12 protein-coding genes and 2 pseudogenes are annotated in these 15,308 nt (G+C 64.9%); all 14 read right to left on the reverse strand.

Going from position 1 to position 15,308, the window contains the following annotated elements; translation table 11 throughout:
* Positions 1–902: 902 nt before the first annotated feature.
* Positions 903–1,952 (reverse strand): type 2 isopentenyl-diphosphate Delta-isomerase, encoded by a 1,050-nt coding sequence (gene fni / locus IVA75_RS05410; protein ID WP_247285935.1) that lies wholly within the window; start codon positions 1,950–1,952, stop codon positions 903–905.
* Positions 1,953–2,037: 85 nt separating this feature from the next.
* Positions 2,038–2,939 (reverse strand): annotated as a pseudogene (locus IVA75_RS05415) (hypothetical protein).
* Positions 2,936–4,486, reverse strand: coding sequence for a hypothetical protein (locus tag IVA75_RS05420; RefSeq protein ID WP_247285934.1), 1,551 nt, complete (start codon positions 4,484–4,486; stop codon positions 2,936–2,938). Before IVA75_RS05420 ends, IVA75_RS05415 begins: the two are co-directional and overlap by 4 nt.
* A 280-nt stretch (positions 4,487–4,766) precedes the next feature.
* Entirely contained in the window at positions 4,767–5,765 is a 999-nt protein-coding gene (locus IVA75_RS05425; RefSeq protein ID WP_247285969.1) for a polyprenyl synthetase family protein, read from the reverse strand.
* Positions 5,766–5,913: 148 nt separating this feature from the next.
* Positions 5,914–7,251 carry a cytochrome P450 gene (locus IVA75_RS05430; RefSeq protein ID WP_026233421.1) on the reverse strand — a complete coding sequence of 446 codons (1,338 nt, stop codon included), beginning with the start codon at positions 7,249–7,251 and terminating at the stop codon, positions 5,914–5,916.
* Between the two features lie 5 nt (positions 7,252–7,256).
* A pseudogene (locus IVA75_RS40310) lies at positions 7,257–8,092 on the reverse strand (SDR family oxidoreductase).
* On the reverse strand, positions 8,079–8,387 hold the full coding sequence (locus tag IVA75_RS05445; RefSeq protein ID WP_247285933.1) for a ferredoxin: 309 nt from the start codon (positions 8,385–8,387) through the stop codon (positions 8,079–8,081). The pseudogene IVA75_RS40310 and the gene IVA75_RS05445 overlap by 14 nt, the downstream one beginning before the upstream one ends.
* A 1-nt stretch (position 8,388) precedes the next feature.
* Entirely contained in the window at positions 8,389–9,678 is a 1,290-nt protein-coding gene (locus IVA75_RS05450; RefSeq protein ID WP_247285968.1) for a cytochrome P450, read from the reverse strand.
* Positions 9,679–10,856: 1,178 nt separating this feature from the next.
* Positions 10,857–11,141, reverse strand: a complete 285-nt coding sequence (gene fdxB / locus IVA75_RS05455) for a ferredoxin III, nif-specific (RefSeq protein ID WP_247285932.1) — start codon at positions 11,139–11,141, stop codon at positions 10,857–10,859.
* A gap of 13 nt (positions 11,142–11,154) precedes the next feature.
* The gene (locus IVA75_RS05460; RefSeq protein ID WP_018457678.1) at positions 11,155–11,355 is read right to left on the reverse strand and encodes a CCE_0567 family metalloprotein; all 201 of its coding nucleotides are present in this window, start codon (positions 11,353–11,355) and stop codon (positions 11,155–11,157) included.
* A 7-nt stretch (positions 11,356–11,362) separates the two neighbouring features.
* Positions 11,363–11,833, reverse strand: a complete 471-nt coding sequence (locus tag IVA75_RS05465; RefSeq protein ID WP_018457677.1) for a NifX-associated nitrogen fixation protein — start codon at positions 11,831–11,833, stop codon at positions 11,363–11,365.
* 10 nt (positions 11,834–11,843) lie between these two features.
* Positions 11,844–12,239 (reverse strand): nitrogen fixation protein NifX, encoded by a 396-nt coding sequence (nifX, locus tag IVA75_RS05470; RefSeq protein WP_247285929.1) that lies wholly within the window; start codon positions 12,237–12,239, stop codon positions 11,844–11,846.
* A gap of 22 nt (positions 12,240–12,261) precedes the next feature.
* Positions 12,262–13,644 (reverse strand): nitrogenase iron-molybdenum cofactor biosynthesis protein NifN, encoded by a 1,383-nt coding sequence (nifN, locus tag IVA75_RS05475; protein WP_247285927.1) that lies wholly within the window; start codon positions 13,642–13,644, stop codon positions 12,262–12,264.
* Positions 13,645–13,653: 9 nt separating this feature from the next.
* Complete coding sequence (nifE, locus tag IVA75_RS05480; RefSeq protein WP_247285967.1) at positions 13,654–15,288, reverse strand: nitrogenase iron-molybdenum cofactor biosynthesis protein NifE; 1,635 nt, start codon at positions 15,286–15,288, stop codon at positions 13,654–13,656.
* Positions 15,289–15,308 lie beyond the last annotated feature (20 nt).

The raw sequence follows: 15,308 nt of genomic DNA on the forward strand, positions 1-15,308 counted from the left end.
TGGGACCTCGCACGCCAGTTTCCTGCATGACCTGGTCGTCGAGCCGCTTGCCGATCCTGATCGTACCTTGCGCACGATCGCATGCGTCTCGGTCGGTTCAGTCGGCAGGAATCGGCCAGCACCTTTGGCGCCTGCCGCTAGGGCAGCATGCTTCCTAGCCGCGCCATCAGTTCCATCAGCTCCGGTGTCGTTCGATCGGCCTTGGATGGCAATCGGGGATTGCGAACCTCAATGGTGCCGCAGACGGTTCGGATCCGGCGTGTCGTCTAGTCGCTGACCGGTCGGAGTGTATGGCAGTCCGGGCAAAACCGGCGAGAAGGGCATATGTCTCCGCCTCATGATTCACGACCGCGCTCTGCAGCGCTGCCATGATCCGGCGCATCGACAAGCAAGATGTCGCCGTCGAACAGGCTCTCCCAGCTCTTTGTCTATGCGGACCTCCTCCGGCATGTGTCGTCAAATTCGTTCCGCCCTCGATCGTAACCTTCATTCCACCGCCACCGCTTTGTCTCAAAACGATGCTGACAAACTGCTTGAGCCTAACAACCTTGTTTGACACCACAGAAAGTCTCCTCACGACGGATCGCCCATGACTCGGGGTCGATCGCTACTCCTTCATTGCAATGGACTTGCACCATCTACTCCTTGCCGGTCTCCCGGCGCACCTTGTTCCGGCCCCGTCAGGGGCTCAGCTCGTTCGGCGTGGCCGATCACCCCGATCAAAGCATCGACATAGGCGCCGAATGCGGCTTCACTCTCGGCTGTCCAGTCGGGCATGGCGGGGCGCTTCCCTGGCACGAAGCAGCACCCGAGCAAATCCGCCACCACCGCGAATCCCCGCATCCGCGACTTTCTGGCTGAGTAAGACTAGGCGCCCGCCGCAAGTGCGGACGACGCCGCCATCAACCGGCGGGCAGATGCGCCGATGGCAACAAGCGCGCGTGACGCAACGCCGCCAGATCAGCCGAGCCGGTGCAGAAGCAGGCGACGGCCAACTGGCGGATGACGATCTCGAAATGCGCGACAACCGCCTCGGTGGATACCGTAGCCGCGCGCAGCACGCCGGCCGCCTGCCCGGCCATGTCCGCGCCCAGGCGAATGGCCTTGGCCACGTCGACGCCGTCGCGGATTCCGCCCGACGCGATCAGCTTCACCGTTGGCAGCGCCTCACGTACCGCCTGCAGGCTGGCTGGGGTCGGAATCCCCCAATCGGCGAACGCCATTGCCACTGTACGGTCGGCGGCATCGCGGGCGCGCTCGCCCTCCACCGCGGCCCAACTGGTGCCGCCGGCGCCGGCGACATCGATCACCGCCACGCCCGCCGCAACGAGCGCACAGGCCACCGAGGCGGACAGGCCCGACCCCACTTCCTTGGCCACGATCGGCACGCCCACGCTGCGCGCGGCGCGAGCGATCTGCGCCAGGACGGCGCGCCAGTCGCGGTCGCCCTCCGGCTGTAGCGCTTCCTGCAGCGGATTGAGATGGACGATGAGTCCATCGGCCTCCAGCGCATCTACCGCCCGGCGCGCCAGGTCCAGGCCGTCGGCCTCGCGCAGTTGCGCGGCGCCGATATTGGCCAGCAAGGGAATGTCTGGGGCTAGGCGGCGCAGCGCGCGCGTCAGCCCCTGGGAGTTGCGGGATTGCAGGCTCACGCGCTGCGAACCGACGCACATGGCAATCCCCAAGGCTTGCGCTGCCTCGCTCAGATGCCGGTTGATGGCCTCGGCGCGTGACATGCCGCCGGTCATGGAGCTGATCAGCAGCGGGGCGCGCATGGTCTTGCCCAGCAGCGAGGCGCGCAGGTCGATCTGCGTCAGGTCCAACTCGGGCAATGCGCAGTGTTCGAAACGGACGTACTCCCAACCGGGGGCGATCGTGGCCGGCGCCGTTCGTCGGTCCAGCACGATGTCCAGATGGTCGTCCTTGCGCCGGCTCAGGGCGGTGTCGCTCATGCTCGCTCCGTCCGTCGCATCGGGCGACGGCGTTGCGTCGGATCGGACCGACGGCAGCGCGCGCACGCCGCCGCCTCCCGCGCCTTCAGGCCGGCGCACGCTGGCCTCCCCCGCAGCGTCGCTGCGGTAGCGGCTGCTCGAGGTCTGGTAGTACTGCGCGCGGATGGCCGCCATGGCCTCGATCAACGGTCCCCACGGCGCGGGAAAGCGTTCTTCCGCCATCACCCGGTGCAGCATGCGCGTATGGCCGGCCAGCTCGTCGTTGAGGAACTCCACCGCAGGCATAGCCGGATAGCGCTGCAGCAGCAGGATCGCCGCGTTGTCGGCCTCGCCGGCCGACCTGTCCTTGTCGCGTCCATGCAGATCGTTGTGCAGGCGCCCTATCGCGCAGATGAGCCGCAGGACCTCGCGAAACGCCGGACGCGCGCGCAAGGTCGCCATGTCCAGCCCCCACAGCAACGACAGGCAACAGAACACGTTCGTGTAGGCGATCGAATCGATGCCGTTGTGCAGGTACTCGGCGTAGGACCAGCGTTCCGCCCCTACCGCCTGCGCGTGTCCGCCGCGCAGCGCCGCGCAGTAGCACCGGGTATCGTCAAGAAGCTGAACATAGTCGCGACGATCGTAGGCGAGCGCGGCCAGCGAAGCGCGCAGCACAGCGCAGCCCTCGAATCCGGGCAGCGCGCACGGCACGCCCTGCCCCAGCGCCTGCTCCACGGCAGCGAGCTGCTCCGGCGCGATCAGGCCAAGGTCGTTGCAATCGTCGAGCCAGAACAGCAGCGCCAGTTCGCGATAGAACGCCACGATCAGCGTTTCGTCGTGCGGATCGCGGCCGGTGCGGGCGCTGGTGTCGCGCAGGCTCGCCTGGATGCGCTGCAGGATGTACTGGCCGCCCCTGACCGCTTCCACGGCATGCTCGTCGGCGAACCCGGTCAGGGAACGCCCCCACTCCAGCACCTGCTGCAGCGCGCGTTCGGTCTGGATCATGGCGCCGCTCCTGCTCCCTCGGCCGGGACGCGCCGCCCCCAACCAAGCGCCAGCCACAACCCGGCGAGCTCGGCCACGCGCACGACCCGGGTGGGGCAATACAGTTCCTTACCGATCCACAGCGGCGTCTGCGGCAATGCATGCGCCGCATGGCGGGCGAGCATCCACTCGAGCGCACGCGCCACCGCCTGCGCGATGCGCCGGCGCCCTGTCGGCTCTTCGCTCCGGTCCATTGCGTACAACGCGAACAGCGCATAGGCGGTTTCCTCGAATGTGGACGCGCGACCGGCGCCCCAGCCGCCGTCGTCGCGCTGCGCCTGCAGCAGCGCCGCCAGCGCGCGCTCGTCGCGCCACTGGGGCTTGCCTTGCGCCAGCGCAGCGACCGCATGCGCGGTGGGATACAGCCACGAAACGTGCCATTTTTCGTTGTCCCATACACCATGCGGGTTGCGATTGGCCTCGACGTAGGCACTGGTCCCGGCGGCGGGCTTTCCCAACAGTCGCAACGCATGCAGAGCATGGATGTTGGTCGACACCGAGGCATTGCGCTCGCCGGGGAAGGTGACGAACAGCTCGCCGAGTTCGAAATGGCGTAACGCATCGACCGCCGGGTCGCGGCCTGCAAGGCGCAGGACGCACAGCGCAACGGCGGTGTCGTCCGCATCGGCCGCGAAGTGCAAGGCCGGGCCCAGACCGCGCACGCCCAGGCGCGCGTCGAGCTGCGCGACGATCACGCGCACCGCCTCGGCGAGCGCGGGATGCGCGAACAGCCCGGCCAGATGCAGGGTGTACAGCGACCAGCATGGCTCGAACACATTGATCGGCCAGACATTGGGAACGACACCTTCGATGCCGCTGCGCGTCGCCCGCGATGCCGCTAGCAGATACGCGTCGGCGCGCCCGACCTGCGGCGTGCTCCCCTGTGTCACGGCGTGCGCACGACACGCGGCGGTGGCCGCCGGACTGATGCCGATACTGCCGTCGTCATCCGGGCATGCGGTGCTCAGCGAGGTTCCCCAGGCTTCCCAGGAGTGCAGCAACGGATGGCCGCTCGGCAACGTCGCTACCGCCCCCAGCTTGACCAGGCACGCTTGCCGCAACGGCAACAGCGCCGGGTGGCGCGGAAACGCCACGCCGCCCAGTAAGGATGCGGCCTCGCCGCGCAACTGCGGCAGGATCAGCTCCGCGGCGATCGGCGCGTCTTCCGGCACCGTATGCGCGTAGGGATCGGGCTCGCGCTCGAGGAACCGTGTTGCAGCCTGGACTGCGTCGGCAGCGCCGGGAAGAGGATCGGCACGCTGCAATGCCAGCAACGCCGCCCAAGTGGGCGCATGGCGGAACAGCGGGAAGTCCGCGCTTCCCCATCCGCCATCGGCCTGCTGCTGCGCGATAAGCCATGCGTATGCGTCCTGCCGACCGGTGACGTTGCCGCGGAACTGTAGAGCTCGCGCCGTGTCATAGACCGACGGGCCGACGCTGCCGCCGTCGCTCATCTCGCTCAGCAGGTGGCGCAATTCGGAAAGGATCTGTTCGGAAAGCGCGTTCACTCGGGATTTTCCTTCTGCAGACGGTCCGGGCAGACGCCGCGCACGTCGCCGCGGGCCGGTCGCGGCCCCGCGCATGGGCAGCGCCGGACGGTCGCCTGCTCCGGTGCGGCGACGCGCCGATGCTGGCGCCGGTCCGCCGCATAGGCTTGCGCGCAGCGCGCCGCGGCCGTTCTGGGCAACCGCTGCGATTGGCGCCGCGGACTCGGACACAGTGCAGCATGCATCGCTCCCGCCCGCCGATCGCAGCGGCACAGGGGCGACTCCACGCAGACGGGCGCGCTCATGCGCATGGCGCGTGCTTGAACAGATACGCGTTGGCCCGCAGCAGCATCTGCGCCAACCGTTCCGCACGCGGCCCCAGTGGGGCGATGGCCTCCCCGGCGTCGCGCAACAAATCCAGCGCGAACTGGCGCGCTGCCTGCAGCCCCATGATCGACGCGCAGGTCGGCTTCTGCGCCGCCGCGTCCTTGCCGGGGGTCTTGCCCAGCGTCGCGGTATCAGCTGTCGCGTCGAGAATGTCGTCGACCACCTGCAACGCCAGGCCGAAACAGGCGGTGTAGCGATCGAGCGCACAGTACAGCGCAGCGTGCGCGGCATCCTCGGCGATGGTGCATAGCGCGCCCATGCGAACGGACGCGCGCACTAGCGCTCCGCTCTTCATCCGGTGCATCGCCACGATCCTGTCCAGCTCGACGTGCTTTCCGACCAGCGACAGATCCATGGCCTGCCCGCCTGCGGCACCCTCGGCGGACACCGCCTGCGCCAGTTCGCGCACGAGCGCGATACGGTTGTCGGCCGGCACATCCAGGCTCGCCAGGGTCAGGAAGGCGTGCGCCTGCAGCGCATCGCCGACCAGGATCGCAGTGGCTTCGCCGAACTTGACGTGCACGGTCGGAAGGCCGCGGCGAAGCACGTCGTCGTCCATCGCGGGCAGGTCGTCGTGGACCAGGGTACAGGCATGGATCATCTCGATGGCGGCGCCGATGTCGTCGAGCATGTGCGCCGGCGTGTCGGCCAGTGCGCCGGCAGCCAGACAGAGCAAGGCGCGGGTGCGCTTCCCACCATTCAAGGTGGCGTAGCGCATCGCCGCCATCAGCTCGGCCTCACCATCGTCTTCGGCGCAGAGAAGACGCGCCAACGCCTGTTCGACCCGCTTTGCGCCGTCCTGCATCCAGATCTCCGGCAGCAGCCTGCCGGATGCGCCGCGCACCTGCGCGCCCAATCCGCCGAGCGCGGAAACGCCAGTTCGGTCGTCGTGTAGCGTAGAACCGGTCTGCATGTTGTTCATGTCCTTGTACCTGACACGGCCACGGCGAGCGCCGAGCCGCCGCGGTGTTGCCGGCGTCGCACCGAGCGCACGCGCCCAGTGCAGCAATGCCGCCCGTCGCCGGCGCCGCTGCCTCGCCACACGGGGATGCGATGCCAGCTCATGAGAAGCCGATGCGGATTGTCATGGACGGATGTGCGGTTGGGTAATAGCGCCGGCCTTTTTCGACGCCGCTCAGCAACCGTGGCCGCACCCCGGCCTTGTGCATGGTGAGCGCCAAGGCGATGCAGAACTGCACTAGTTCCAGCCATACCAAGTGGTAGCCGATGCAGACGTGTGGGCCGGTACCGAACTGCAGCATGTCCACCGGCTGGATCGGCTCCGTGCGTTGCAGCCACCGCGACGGGCGGAACTGATCAGGCGCCTCGTGCAGCAGCGCCGAGGTCGAGAAATGGAGCAGCGGGATGCACAGATGGGTGCCCGCGGGAATGCGCCGTTGGCCGAGTTGCAATTCCTGCAGCGCGCGACGCGGCAGGAGCGTGGCCGTCGGATGCACGCGCAGCGTCTCGCGGAACAGCGCCTCGGCGACCGGACACTGCGCCAGGTCCGCGTGCCGGGTCGGCACCGCGCCCACGCGTTGCGCCTCCTCGACCAGGGCGTCCCACAGCACAGGCTGCCGCGCCAGCTCGATCACCATCCAGGCCATCGTCGAGGCAGTGGTGTCGTGACCGGCAAGCAGCAGCAAGCGGATATTGGCGACCAGGACGTCGTCGGACATCCCATCATCGCTGCGATCGAAGGCGCTCACCAGGTCGTTGATCAACCCCGTGCGCGCGGCATGCGCGCGCACGTCGCGGACGAATTGGCGCAACTGTGCGTCGATCCAGTCGCGGGCGGCGCGGCCGCGCCGCAGGGGCAGTCCGGGCAGGTCGACCGGGGGCGCGACGATCAACTGCACCAGTTGCCGGTACTTGCGATGCCATTCCGGCAGGTCCTGCGCGGGGATTCCCAAGAGGCTGAAGATCAGCTTGAGCATCAGGTCGCCGGTTTCGCGCAGGATAGTTACGTCGCCGCGGTCGCGCCACGCCTGCACCCTCGCTCGGATGACGGGCACGAACAGGTCGCCGATGCCGGCCTGGGTCAGCCCCTTGGGCAGGAACGCCGCCTTGATCGCATCGCGCGCCTGCCGGTGCGCGCCGCCGTCCTGGGTAACCAACGTTCCGCCAAGCAATTCGGGCGCGATCTCTTCGATCAGCGCCGAGGACACGTCCTTGTGCCGGAGCAGTGCGAACGCATCCGGATCCACGCAGGTCATCATGTGTCCGGCAGGGCCGAAATCCAGCCAGAAGTGGCTGCCCAGCATCCCTTCCGCGCGCCGCAGCAGGCGCGGCAGGTCGCAGACGATGGCGGGAAGATGCCCCACCAGGGGGAAAGCGCCGGGCACGACCGGGATGTCGTGCCGCAGCCGGTGCCGACGGTCCAGCGGGTTGAGCAGCATGTCGGTCAGCAGCGCGGCGCCGCGGCCGCTTCGGCGGTGTGTCGGCAGGCCGCGCGGCGCGGCTGTTGCCACGCTCGGCGCACGTCGGCACATGCGCCAGCATGCCGAAGTCGATGCACACGACCCGGCCGGTGATGAACGCAGCATCGTCGTAGAGCAGGAATGCCACCAGCGCGGCCACGTCCCTCGGCGCAGCCGACGCGCGGCAGGAGCTGGTGCCGCCGCGGATGCCGTTGCATGCACTCGTCCAGCTTGGCTAGGAGACGCTCGGTCATGACGAGACCCGGCGCAATCGCGTTACAGCGGATCTGCGCATGACCGTACTGGGTGGCGAGCGAGGCCCACAGCATTTTCATCGCCGCCTTCGACGCGGCGTAGGACGTCTGCGCGGGGTCAGCGCTGAGCCCCTGCCAAGACCACATGTTGACGATCGCGCCACCGCCGCGAGCGATATGGCCTGCGGGCAGCAGAGCAGCGTGCCGCGCAGATTGGTCGCCATGGTCTCATCCGAGACGGTCAGGGCCAGGTCGAGGATCGCGCAGTGGCGCGGGGTCAGATGCATGTCGCTCGCGTTGTTCACCAGCAGGTCAACCCCACCGAAGTGCCGCTCCGCCGTCTCGCGCAGCGCTGCCACCGACTGCGCGTCCGCGATGTCCATGGCCACGGCCAGCCGCGTGGCCCGCTTCGGCCGCGATCTGCGCGGTGCAGGCGATGCCCGCCGAGCCATCAATGTGGGCCACCACCACTCTGCCGCCCTCGCGCGCGATGGCGAGGGCGCTGCCTTGCCGATGCCGGCGCCAGCGCCGGTCACCACGGCCATCTTGCCTTCAAACCGCGCCATCGTGTCCTCCTGGATTGCGTTGTTCTTTCGCGGCATGCCGCTCGGCCTCTCCCGGAGAAGGCGCAGGGTCGGCGCTGGCGCGCTCGTCATCGCCAACGTCGCTTTCGATGACCCGAATGGCGGCGACTGGGCATTGGCTGGCCGCGAGCCGCACGGCGGCGTGTAGCGCCTGCGGGACCGTCGCCACACACACTTCGGCCACGCCGTCCGGTTCGCGCTGGCGAAAGGCGCCCGGCAGCGTCAGCACGCACTGCCCGGTGGTTGCGCACAGATCCTGGTCGACCACGACGCGCATCTCAGCCCCCCTGCCCACGCAGCCGCACCGGCAGCGCGCGGAACGTCCTAAGGAACTCGGAGGGCTCCCGGGTCGGCGGCTCGGCCAATGCCAGCGTGGGGAAGCGCGCCTGGATCCGCGGCAGGCTCTCGGCCAACTGCACCCTGGCCAGTTGCGCACCGACGCAGAAGCGGATGCCGTGGCCGAAGCTCAGCATGATCTTTCCGTCCGTCGACATGCCGGGACTGGTGCCGTAGAACCGCGCGGGATCAAAGCGGTCGGGATCGGCGAAGGCGTCCGGGTCGCGATTGCCGGCCGCGATCAGCACGCGCACGTCCGCGTTCTTCGGGATCACCACGCCGCCCAATTCGATGTCGCGCTGGGCGATCCGCATAGTGGTGCTGAACATGACGGGCGAATCGCGGCGCAGGACTTCTTCGACGAATGCCTGCACCCCCACGGCGTCTCCCTCAAGCCAGTGCCGCTGTTCGGGATACGCTAGCATCGCCAACACCGCATGGTCGATGGTCGCAGCAGTGGTTGAGAAGCCGCCCAGCAGCATGCCCCAAAGCATGCTGATCAACTCCGCATCCGACAGCGTGTCGGCATCGTCGTCGTGTGCGCCGACCAGCATCGACACGACGTCGTGGTGGGGATCGGTGCGCTTACGCTGTATGAGGTCCCCGAAGTAGGCCTGCACCCTGGCGCTGGCCGCGTCGGCCGCGGCGAGCTGGGGGTCGCTAGCGTGCGGGCCCAGGCCTTTCAGAATGGGGTCGATGACGGCGGCGAGCCCGAACATGTCGTCCTGGGGCATGCCGAACAGTTCGGCCAAGACCAGCATGGGCAAGGCCAGCGCGAATTCCCGATGCAGGTCCACCGGCTCCCCGCGCTCCAGCGCGGGCGCCATGCCGTCCAGGCGCGCTGCGACGATGCGCGCGATGCTCGGCCGCAGGTTTTCGATCTGGCGCATGGTGAAATCGCGCGAGATCAGCCGGCGCAGACGCGTATGCGCCGGTGGGTCCTTCATCGCTATTGTAGACGCCAGCAGATTGAGTGACCGGCTGGTCGCCGCACGCGGAAAATAGCGCGCCAGTTCGCCCGGCGCCGGTGCCCGAAACGCATCGCCCGTGGCCTTGAGCGCCCAGTAAATATCGGCGTGGCGGCTCAATAGAAAGAGGCCCGACGCCGCGCGATGCACCGGATCGTGCTCGCGCAACCACCGCATAAACGGATACGGGTCGTGGGTGCGCGCTGGCGACGCCAGTTCGGCGAAGGCGTCCCGGCATGCTGCCGTGGTTTCTTGCACGTCCATCTTCCTTACCTGTTGGCTGGCTGATCCGACCGGCGCGCGCCAGGCGCTCGGGCAAACTGCTGAGAACATCGGGGCGATTTCGCCGAGGCCCCCTGCCCATAGAATGCTGTCTGATGCGGATTTGACATTTTGCTTTTCTTTCTTCGTTCCATCGATCGCGGTGTCATCCACGAAATGAAGGTCGGTCGGCGGCTCCCGGCTCGCAACGAAGGAGCTTCAAAACTCGTGCCAATTTGGCCGACCCAGCAGAAGGAAAAGATTGTGATTGCTTTCAGCGGATTAGCCTGAGGCCAGACAAGAGCTCGCGAACTAGGCCAGTGTCGCGGACCAACAAAGGCGACAGAACAGTGTCGGATAGTCGTCAGACGCCAGACTGGCGACACCTTCTTTATCAGTTCTCCTGAATGACGATTCCAGTTGCTGGAATATATGCGGCCTCTCGCAAGTGGACTGCTGTTGCAGGCAGGCCATAATGAGATCCGCGCACACGCGTTCCCAATGAAGGTTTGGGGCACGAAGCCCGCTTTTTTGCACAGGGCTTACGGTATGCTGATCCACTGTTTCGTCATCACTATCGCGAACCTTGCAATCGAGCCAGAAGCGTCAGGCAAACGCGGGATCTCTGCCTTCGTCGCCACGCATCTGCTCGAAGCGCTAACAAAGACAGTGCTCCAGATCGACTTCACGTCCGTCGCGATGTCCGGGACTGTTAGCATTCTTGCTCTTCGGGGGAGCGCTCCACGTCGATCTCGCAACGTTGGTAAGCCGCGCCGTACCCCGAATCGAGCTTGCCACCTTCGCCACGATCACGTCGACGTTTATCCTTGGCTTTCTATTCTGGCAGCCCGCTGGTCTCCTTGGTTAGTCGCTGCCGCTGTCTTTGGCGCTCGTGTCTGGCGGCCTCATCAGCCTGACCGATCCGGTAGCGGTCATGGGTACGCTCAAAATGTAAAGGCACCTGAAAGTCTCGAGGTCGAGATGCAGGGCGAGTCACTCTTCAACGAGGTGTCGGCATTGTCGTTTTCACGATCCTGCTGGCCTTCGCCGCCGGCGGTCCATGCGAGGTCGCGGCCCGATTCGGCAACTGCCGGCTTCACGCCAGAACAGGTCGGATCTGGGAGTTCCCTACCAGCTTGTATCTGACAACTCACTCGTCGATCTCGTCGGAGAAAGCTGAATCAACGAGGTGGTGTGTGGGTCTGACAGTTTGTTGGGCACACCCGGGCGCAGGCGCTGCAGCCGATGCAAGCGCCTTCGTCCTTCAGCACCATGACCTTCTTTTCGAGCTCATCGTCGTCCTCGTCGAGATCGATGATCTCGCCACCCTCGCTTAGCCCCTTCAGCGTCATGACCTCACGGCCGCAGATCTTGTAGCAGCGGCCGCAGCCGATACACTTGGTGGGATCGATAGAAACCAGGTAGTCCGGCCTCCAATTGCGACCGTCGCGGGTCTTGAATGACATGGCTAACCGTCCGCTATGTTTTGTCGAGCGCCTCGAGATATTGGCGCTTGCTTTCGAGCTCGCTGAAGGCAGCGTGGGCCTTCTGGGCCACGCTCAGGATCGACGACCAGTTGACCGGCAGCTCCTCGGAGAGGTCGTGGAGGTCCATCTTGGCCTGGGTCGCCTTGGCCGACAGCTTCTTTATTTCCGCTTTCAGAGTTTCGATATCGCTCACACTTGCCTCAACAACTCGCCACTTCCGGGAACTTACGGATCATCTCAACGCCGCTGTTGACGAATTTGTCGCCTTGATTGGCGAGATCAGAGAGATGGTCGAAACCAAAGCGATGCACGTCGCGCAGCTGCTTGCTCACGACAACGAGCCGGCCGCCGATCAGCACGATCCGACCGAACCCTTCGTGATGCATCTTCAGCATTGGCGAGATCATCACACCGGTTGCCTTCTCGATAGAGAGCGCAACGGCGTCGAAGAACAGCTCCAGCCGCCATGTCGTGTCCGGGTCGGGATTGCCGACGATCGGCAGCGCACGGCGCTTGCGCTTATCGAGAACGTAGGGTTCGAGCAGCTCAAGATCCTTTTTGCCCTCCCAGGCGCCGTGGGTGTCCTGGGCGCGCCAGATCTTGATGAGCTCTTTCAGAAATGGCCATTCCGCGGCGGCGGCGGCTGGAGTGACTTCAGACGGATCGGCCATCTTTATTCCTTCAGGCTTCGAAATCCACCGTACGATCCCGGCTTTTGGTGAGCAGCTTCCGCAGCCAGGGCGGCGGCGACCCCTTCAGCACGGTTTCGAGTTTGACGCAAAGGTCGTGGATGGGCTCTGGCTGCAGCACCTTCATCGGATGGATGTTCCTGGCGACGACTCGCGCAGCACCCGAGCCGCCAATCGCCGCAACATAGAGGATTGCGCACTCCCTGATCGCCTCGATCTTCGGCGCGAGCTTATCCTCATTGCCGTCTTCGGTGAGGTCACCGTCGAATTGGATCGCCTCGATGAACCGATGCCCGTCCGGGCCGACCTCGTAGATCACGATGTTCTTGGCCCAGCCGAAGTGGGCATCGACGTGCTTCAAGTCCTGAGTGGCGAATGCAACTTTCATCCGGGTTGTTTTCTCTCCCTGCTCAATGCAACTGGGGTGGATGGACCTGTGGGCCGCCGCAGCTTGATCGCCAGGTGTCGGGCGTCGGCCCATGGTTCGCTTCGCGGTCGGTGATGATCAGATTGGCAATGTCAAAGATCAGATCGCGCGTGCCGCGATAGCCAACCATCGTGAGGTGCGCAGCGCCAAGGCGATCGAACATCGGAAAGCCTACCCGGAAGAACGGGACATTGAGTCGCGAAGCGGCCTGGCGACCATGTGAATGCGACATCAAGAGGTCGCAGTCACGCGACCTGGCAAGCTCTTCAAGGTCCTCCAGATCGCCGATCAGGACGTCCTCGGTCCTGACCCGCTGGAGCACCGGTGAGTTCGTCGTCGTCACCGCAGCACTTACCTGTGCGCCCATCTCGTGGAGCAAGCTGGAGAGATCGAATAATAAGTCCGGCTCGGCGCCGATCGCGAGCTTGCGGCCGCCGATATGGAAATGTGCATCCAGCATGGCGTCTGCCAGCTGTCCACGCTGCCGGCGATATTTCCAGGGCACCGACCGGCCGCTGATCTGGCTCAGGAAGGCGATGAATTCGTCATTTGGGATAAGGCCACAGAGCCGCTCGAACAGGCGGAACGGCGCGCCTGTCTGCACCTGCATGGCCTCGGCCGCACGGCGCATCTGCGCGCCGATCGCGATCGTCCAGGCCACCTGCCCCATGGTCGCAATCTCGTCCACTCCAATGCCCCCGATCGTGGTGGGCGTGAATTCGTCGGGGATGTGACCGTCCAGCGAACCGGCGACGTCCGGCAGGAACGAGGGCTTGAGCCCAAAATCCTCAAAAATCGTGCGCAGCTCGTCGAGATCGCCGGGCGTGAGGTGGCATCCAGGTAGCACGTTGACGCGGGAGATATCGCGCGGTCTCGCCGTGTCGACGGGAGCCACAAGCATCTCGATCATCCGCGCCACTGTCTTGCCCCAGCCATCCTGAAAGGCATCCTTGAAATCCGGGGTCGAGACGTAGACAAGGGGAAGCTTTTCGAGCTTCGGATGCTTCTGTCGGATCAACCGGATGAAGGCTTCGACGTCATCGCCGTTGGTCTCGGTGACGCCAGTCGAATTGATACCAATGATCTCAGGCTCGAGCCGATTGTAGATGTTGAGGATCGCCTGTTCGAGATTCTCGTGGCCACCGAGCACGGTGGCAACCTCGCTCATGGCCGTCGTCTGCATCGGCACGGCTTCATTGAAATGGCGCACGAACAGCGTTAGCCCGAAGGAGGTGCAACCTTGCGGACCGTGCAAAAGCGGCATCGCGCCGCGCAGTCCCAGGAAGGCAAATGAGCCGCCGATCGGCTGGCTCATTTTGAGCGGATTGACCGAACAGGCTTTCTTCGAGGTAGTGACGACCGCCATGCCGTTCCCCTACTCGGCCGCCTGCAGCGCAGGGGGCTGCAAATCGGAACGAATGTCCTTACAAGCAACGCACCGTGCGGTGGAATTGGTGCATGGCTTGGCCAGGTTCAGGCGATGGGCCGCAATCGCGCTCTCGTCACCGCTGGCCTCATTTTTATTGGAGAGACTTATCGTATTGACGCCGTTCTTGCTCGCGTCTCGAACTGGATCAGCGGCTTGCGCATACATCTGCGCAAACGTCCTTGCCTGACGCATTCGGTCGAACTCATCCCATGGCGCGGCTTGGCGGAGCTGATCCCATATCGGATTGTAGAGCGCTTTCTCGATCTCCTCCATGAGTTTGACAATGCCGATATAGCCCATATAGGCGTGGCAGCGCTCCTGGTTGATATCGAGCCATGGCATCGCCGCCTTTAGTGCGACGAATTGCGACTTGCCGCCCGAGAGCATGATGTCGGCCTTTGCGTCCTTTAGCATCTTGTAGATCTCGCGAGGCGACATGTCCTCGATCATGTGGGCGTGCTGGCCCATTAACTCCTTGATACGTTCCTTGTCCTTCTTGGTCGATTTCTTCACGGACGTGCCGACGATCTCGAGCCCGGCCTCTTGCAAAGCGGACACCATCGACCAGGATTTCACGCCACCGGTGATGAGAACAACCCTCTTTGCGGCAAAGCGTGGCTTGAAACGTTCAATCGCAGCCCAGGCTTTGGTCTCTTCGCGTGCGATCAGGGCTTGCGTGCGTTCCATCAGCTCGGCCGGCGCGCCGCGTTCGATCAGCATGCGCGCGATCTGGCGTAGTGAATCGCTGGAATCCTCAATACCGTAGAACGAGCCTTCAAAAAACGGGATGCCGTAGCGCTGCCTCATCTTGCGTGCGACGTTGATCATTGCCTTTGAGCAGACCATCATCGCGGCTTTGGCTCGGTGCGAATAAGCCACCTCGCGATACTTGCCGTCCCCCGAGATGCACGACAGGATCCGGATTCCGAGCTCATCGAGCAGCGGCTTGACCTGCCAGAGCTCGCCGGACAGGTTGTATTCGCCGATGATGTTGATGTCATAAGCAGTGGTGTAATCGGGCTCTCCGGTACCAATGACGTGCTCCAGCAGTGCTTCGCCTGCGAGCTTGTTGCCGAGGTTCTTCGACCCCACAAATCCCGGTGCATTGATGGGAATGACCGGTTTGCCAAGTTTGGCGGACGCTGCCTTGCAGACCGCATCGATGTCGTCACCGATCATTGCGGGCACGCATGTCTGGTAGACGAAGATGGCCTGCGGGTCGTATTTCTCTGTGATCTCCTTGACTGCCCTGTACAGCCGCTTCTCGCCGCCGAACACGATGTCGGTCTCGCTCATGTCCGTGGTGAAGCTTCTGCGCCACAGATCGGAGCCGGAGGAGGCGGAACCGCGATTGTCCCAAGAATTGCCCTCACAGGCGATTGGACCATGCACAAGATGGGCGACGTCGGTGAAGGGCTGCAGTGCGACTTTGGCGCCATCGAAGGCACACCCACCGGCGACGCCGCCCGGCTTCAGCTGCTTGGTGCATCCATTCTTGCGCTCGACGTTCGACTTGCTCGCATTCCTGGCGCAGCCCGGTTCGTTAAAGACGTCCTGTATGGTCGTGGGAAGCGAAGTCATGGTGTCTCTTTCGGGGATGT

Origin of the sequence: Bradyrhizobium sp. 134 (assembly GCF_023074155.1) — a bacterium.
In the GTDB taxonomy this organism is placed as follows: Bacteria; Pseudomonadota; Alphaproteobacteria; order Rhizobiales; family Xanthobacteraceae; genus Bradyrhizobium.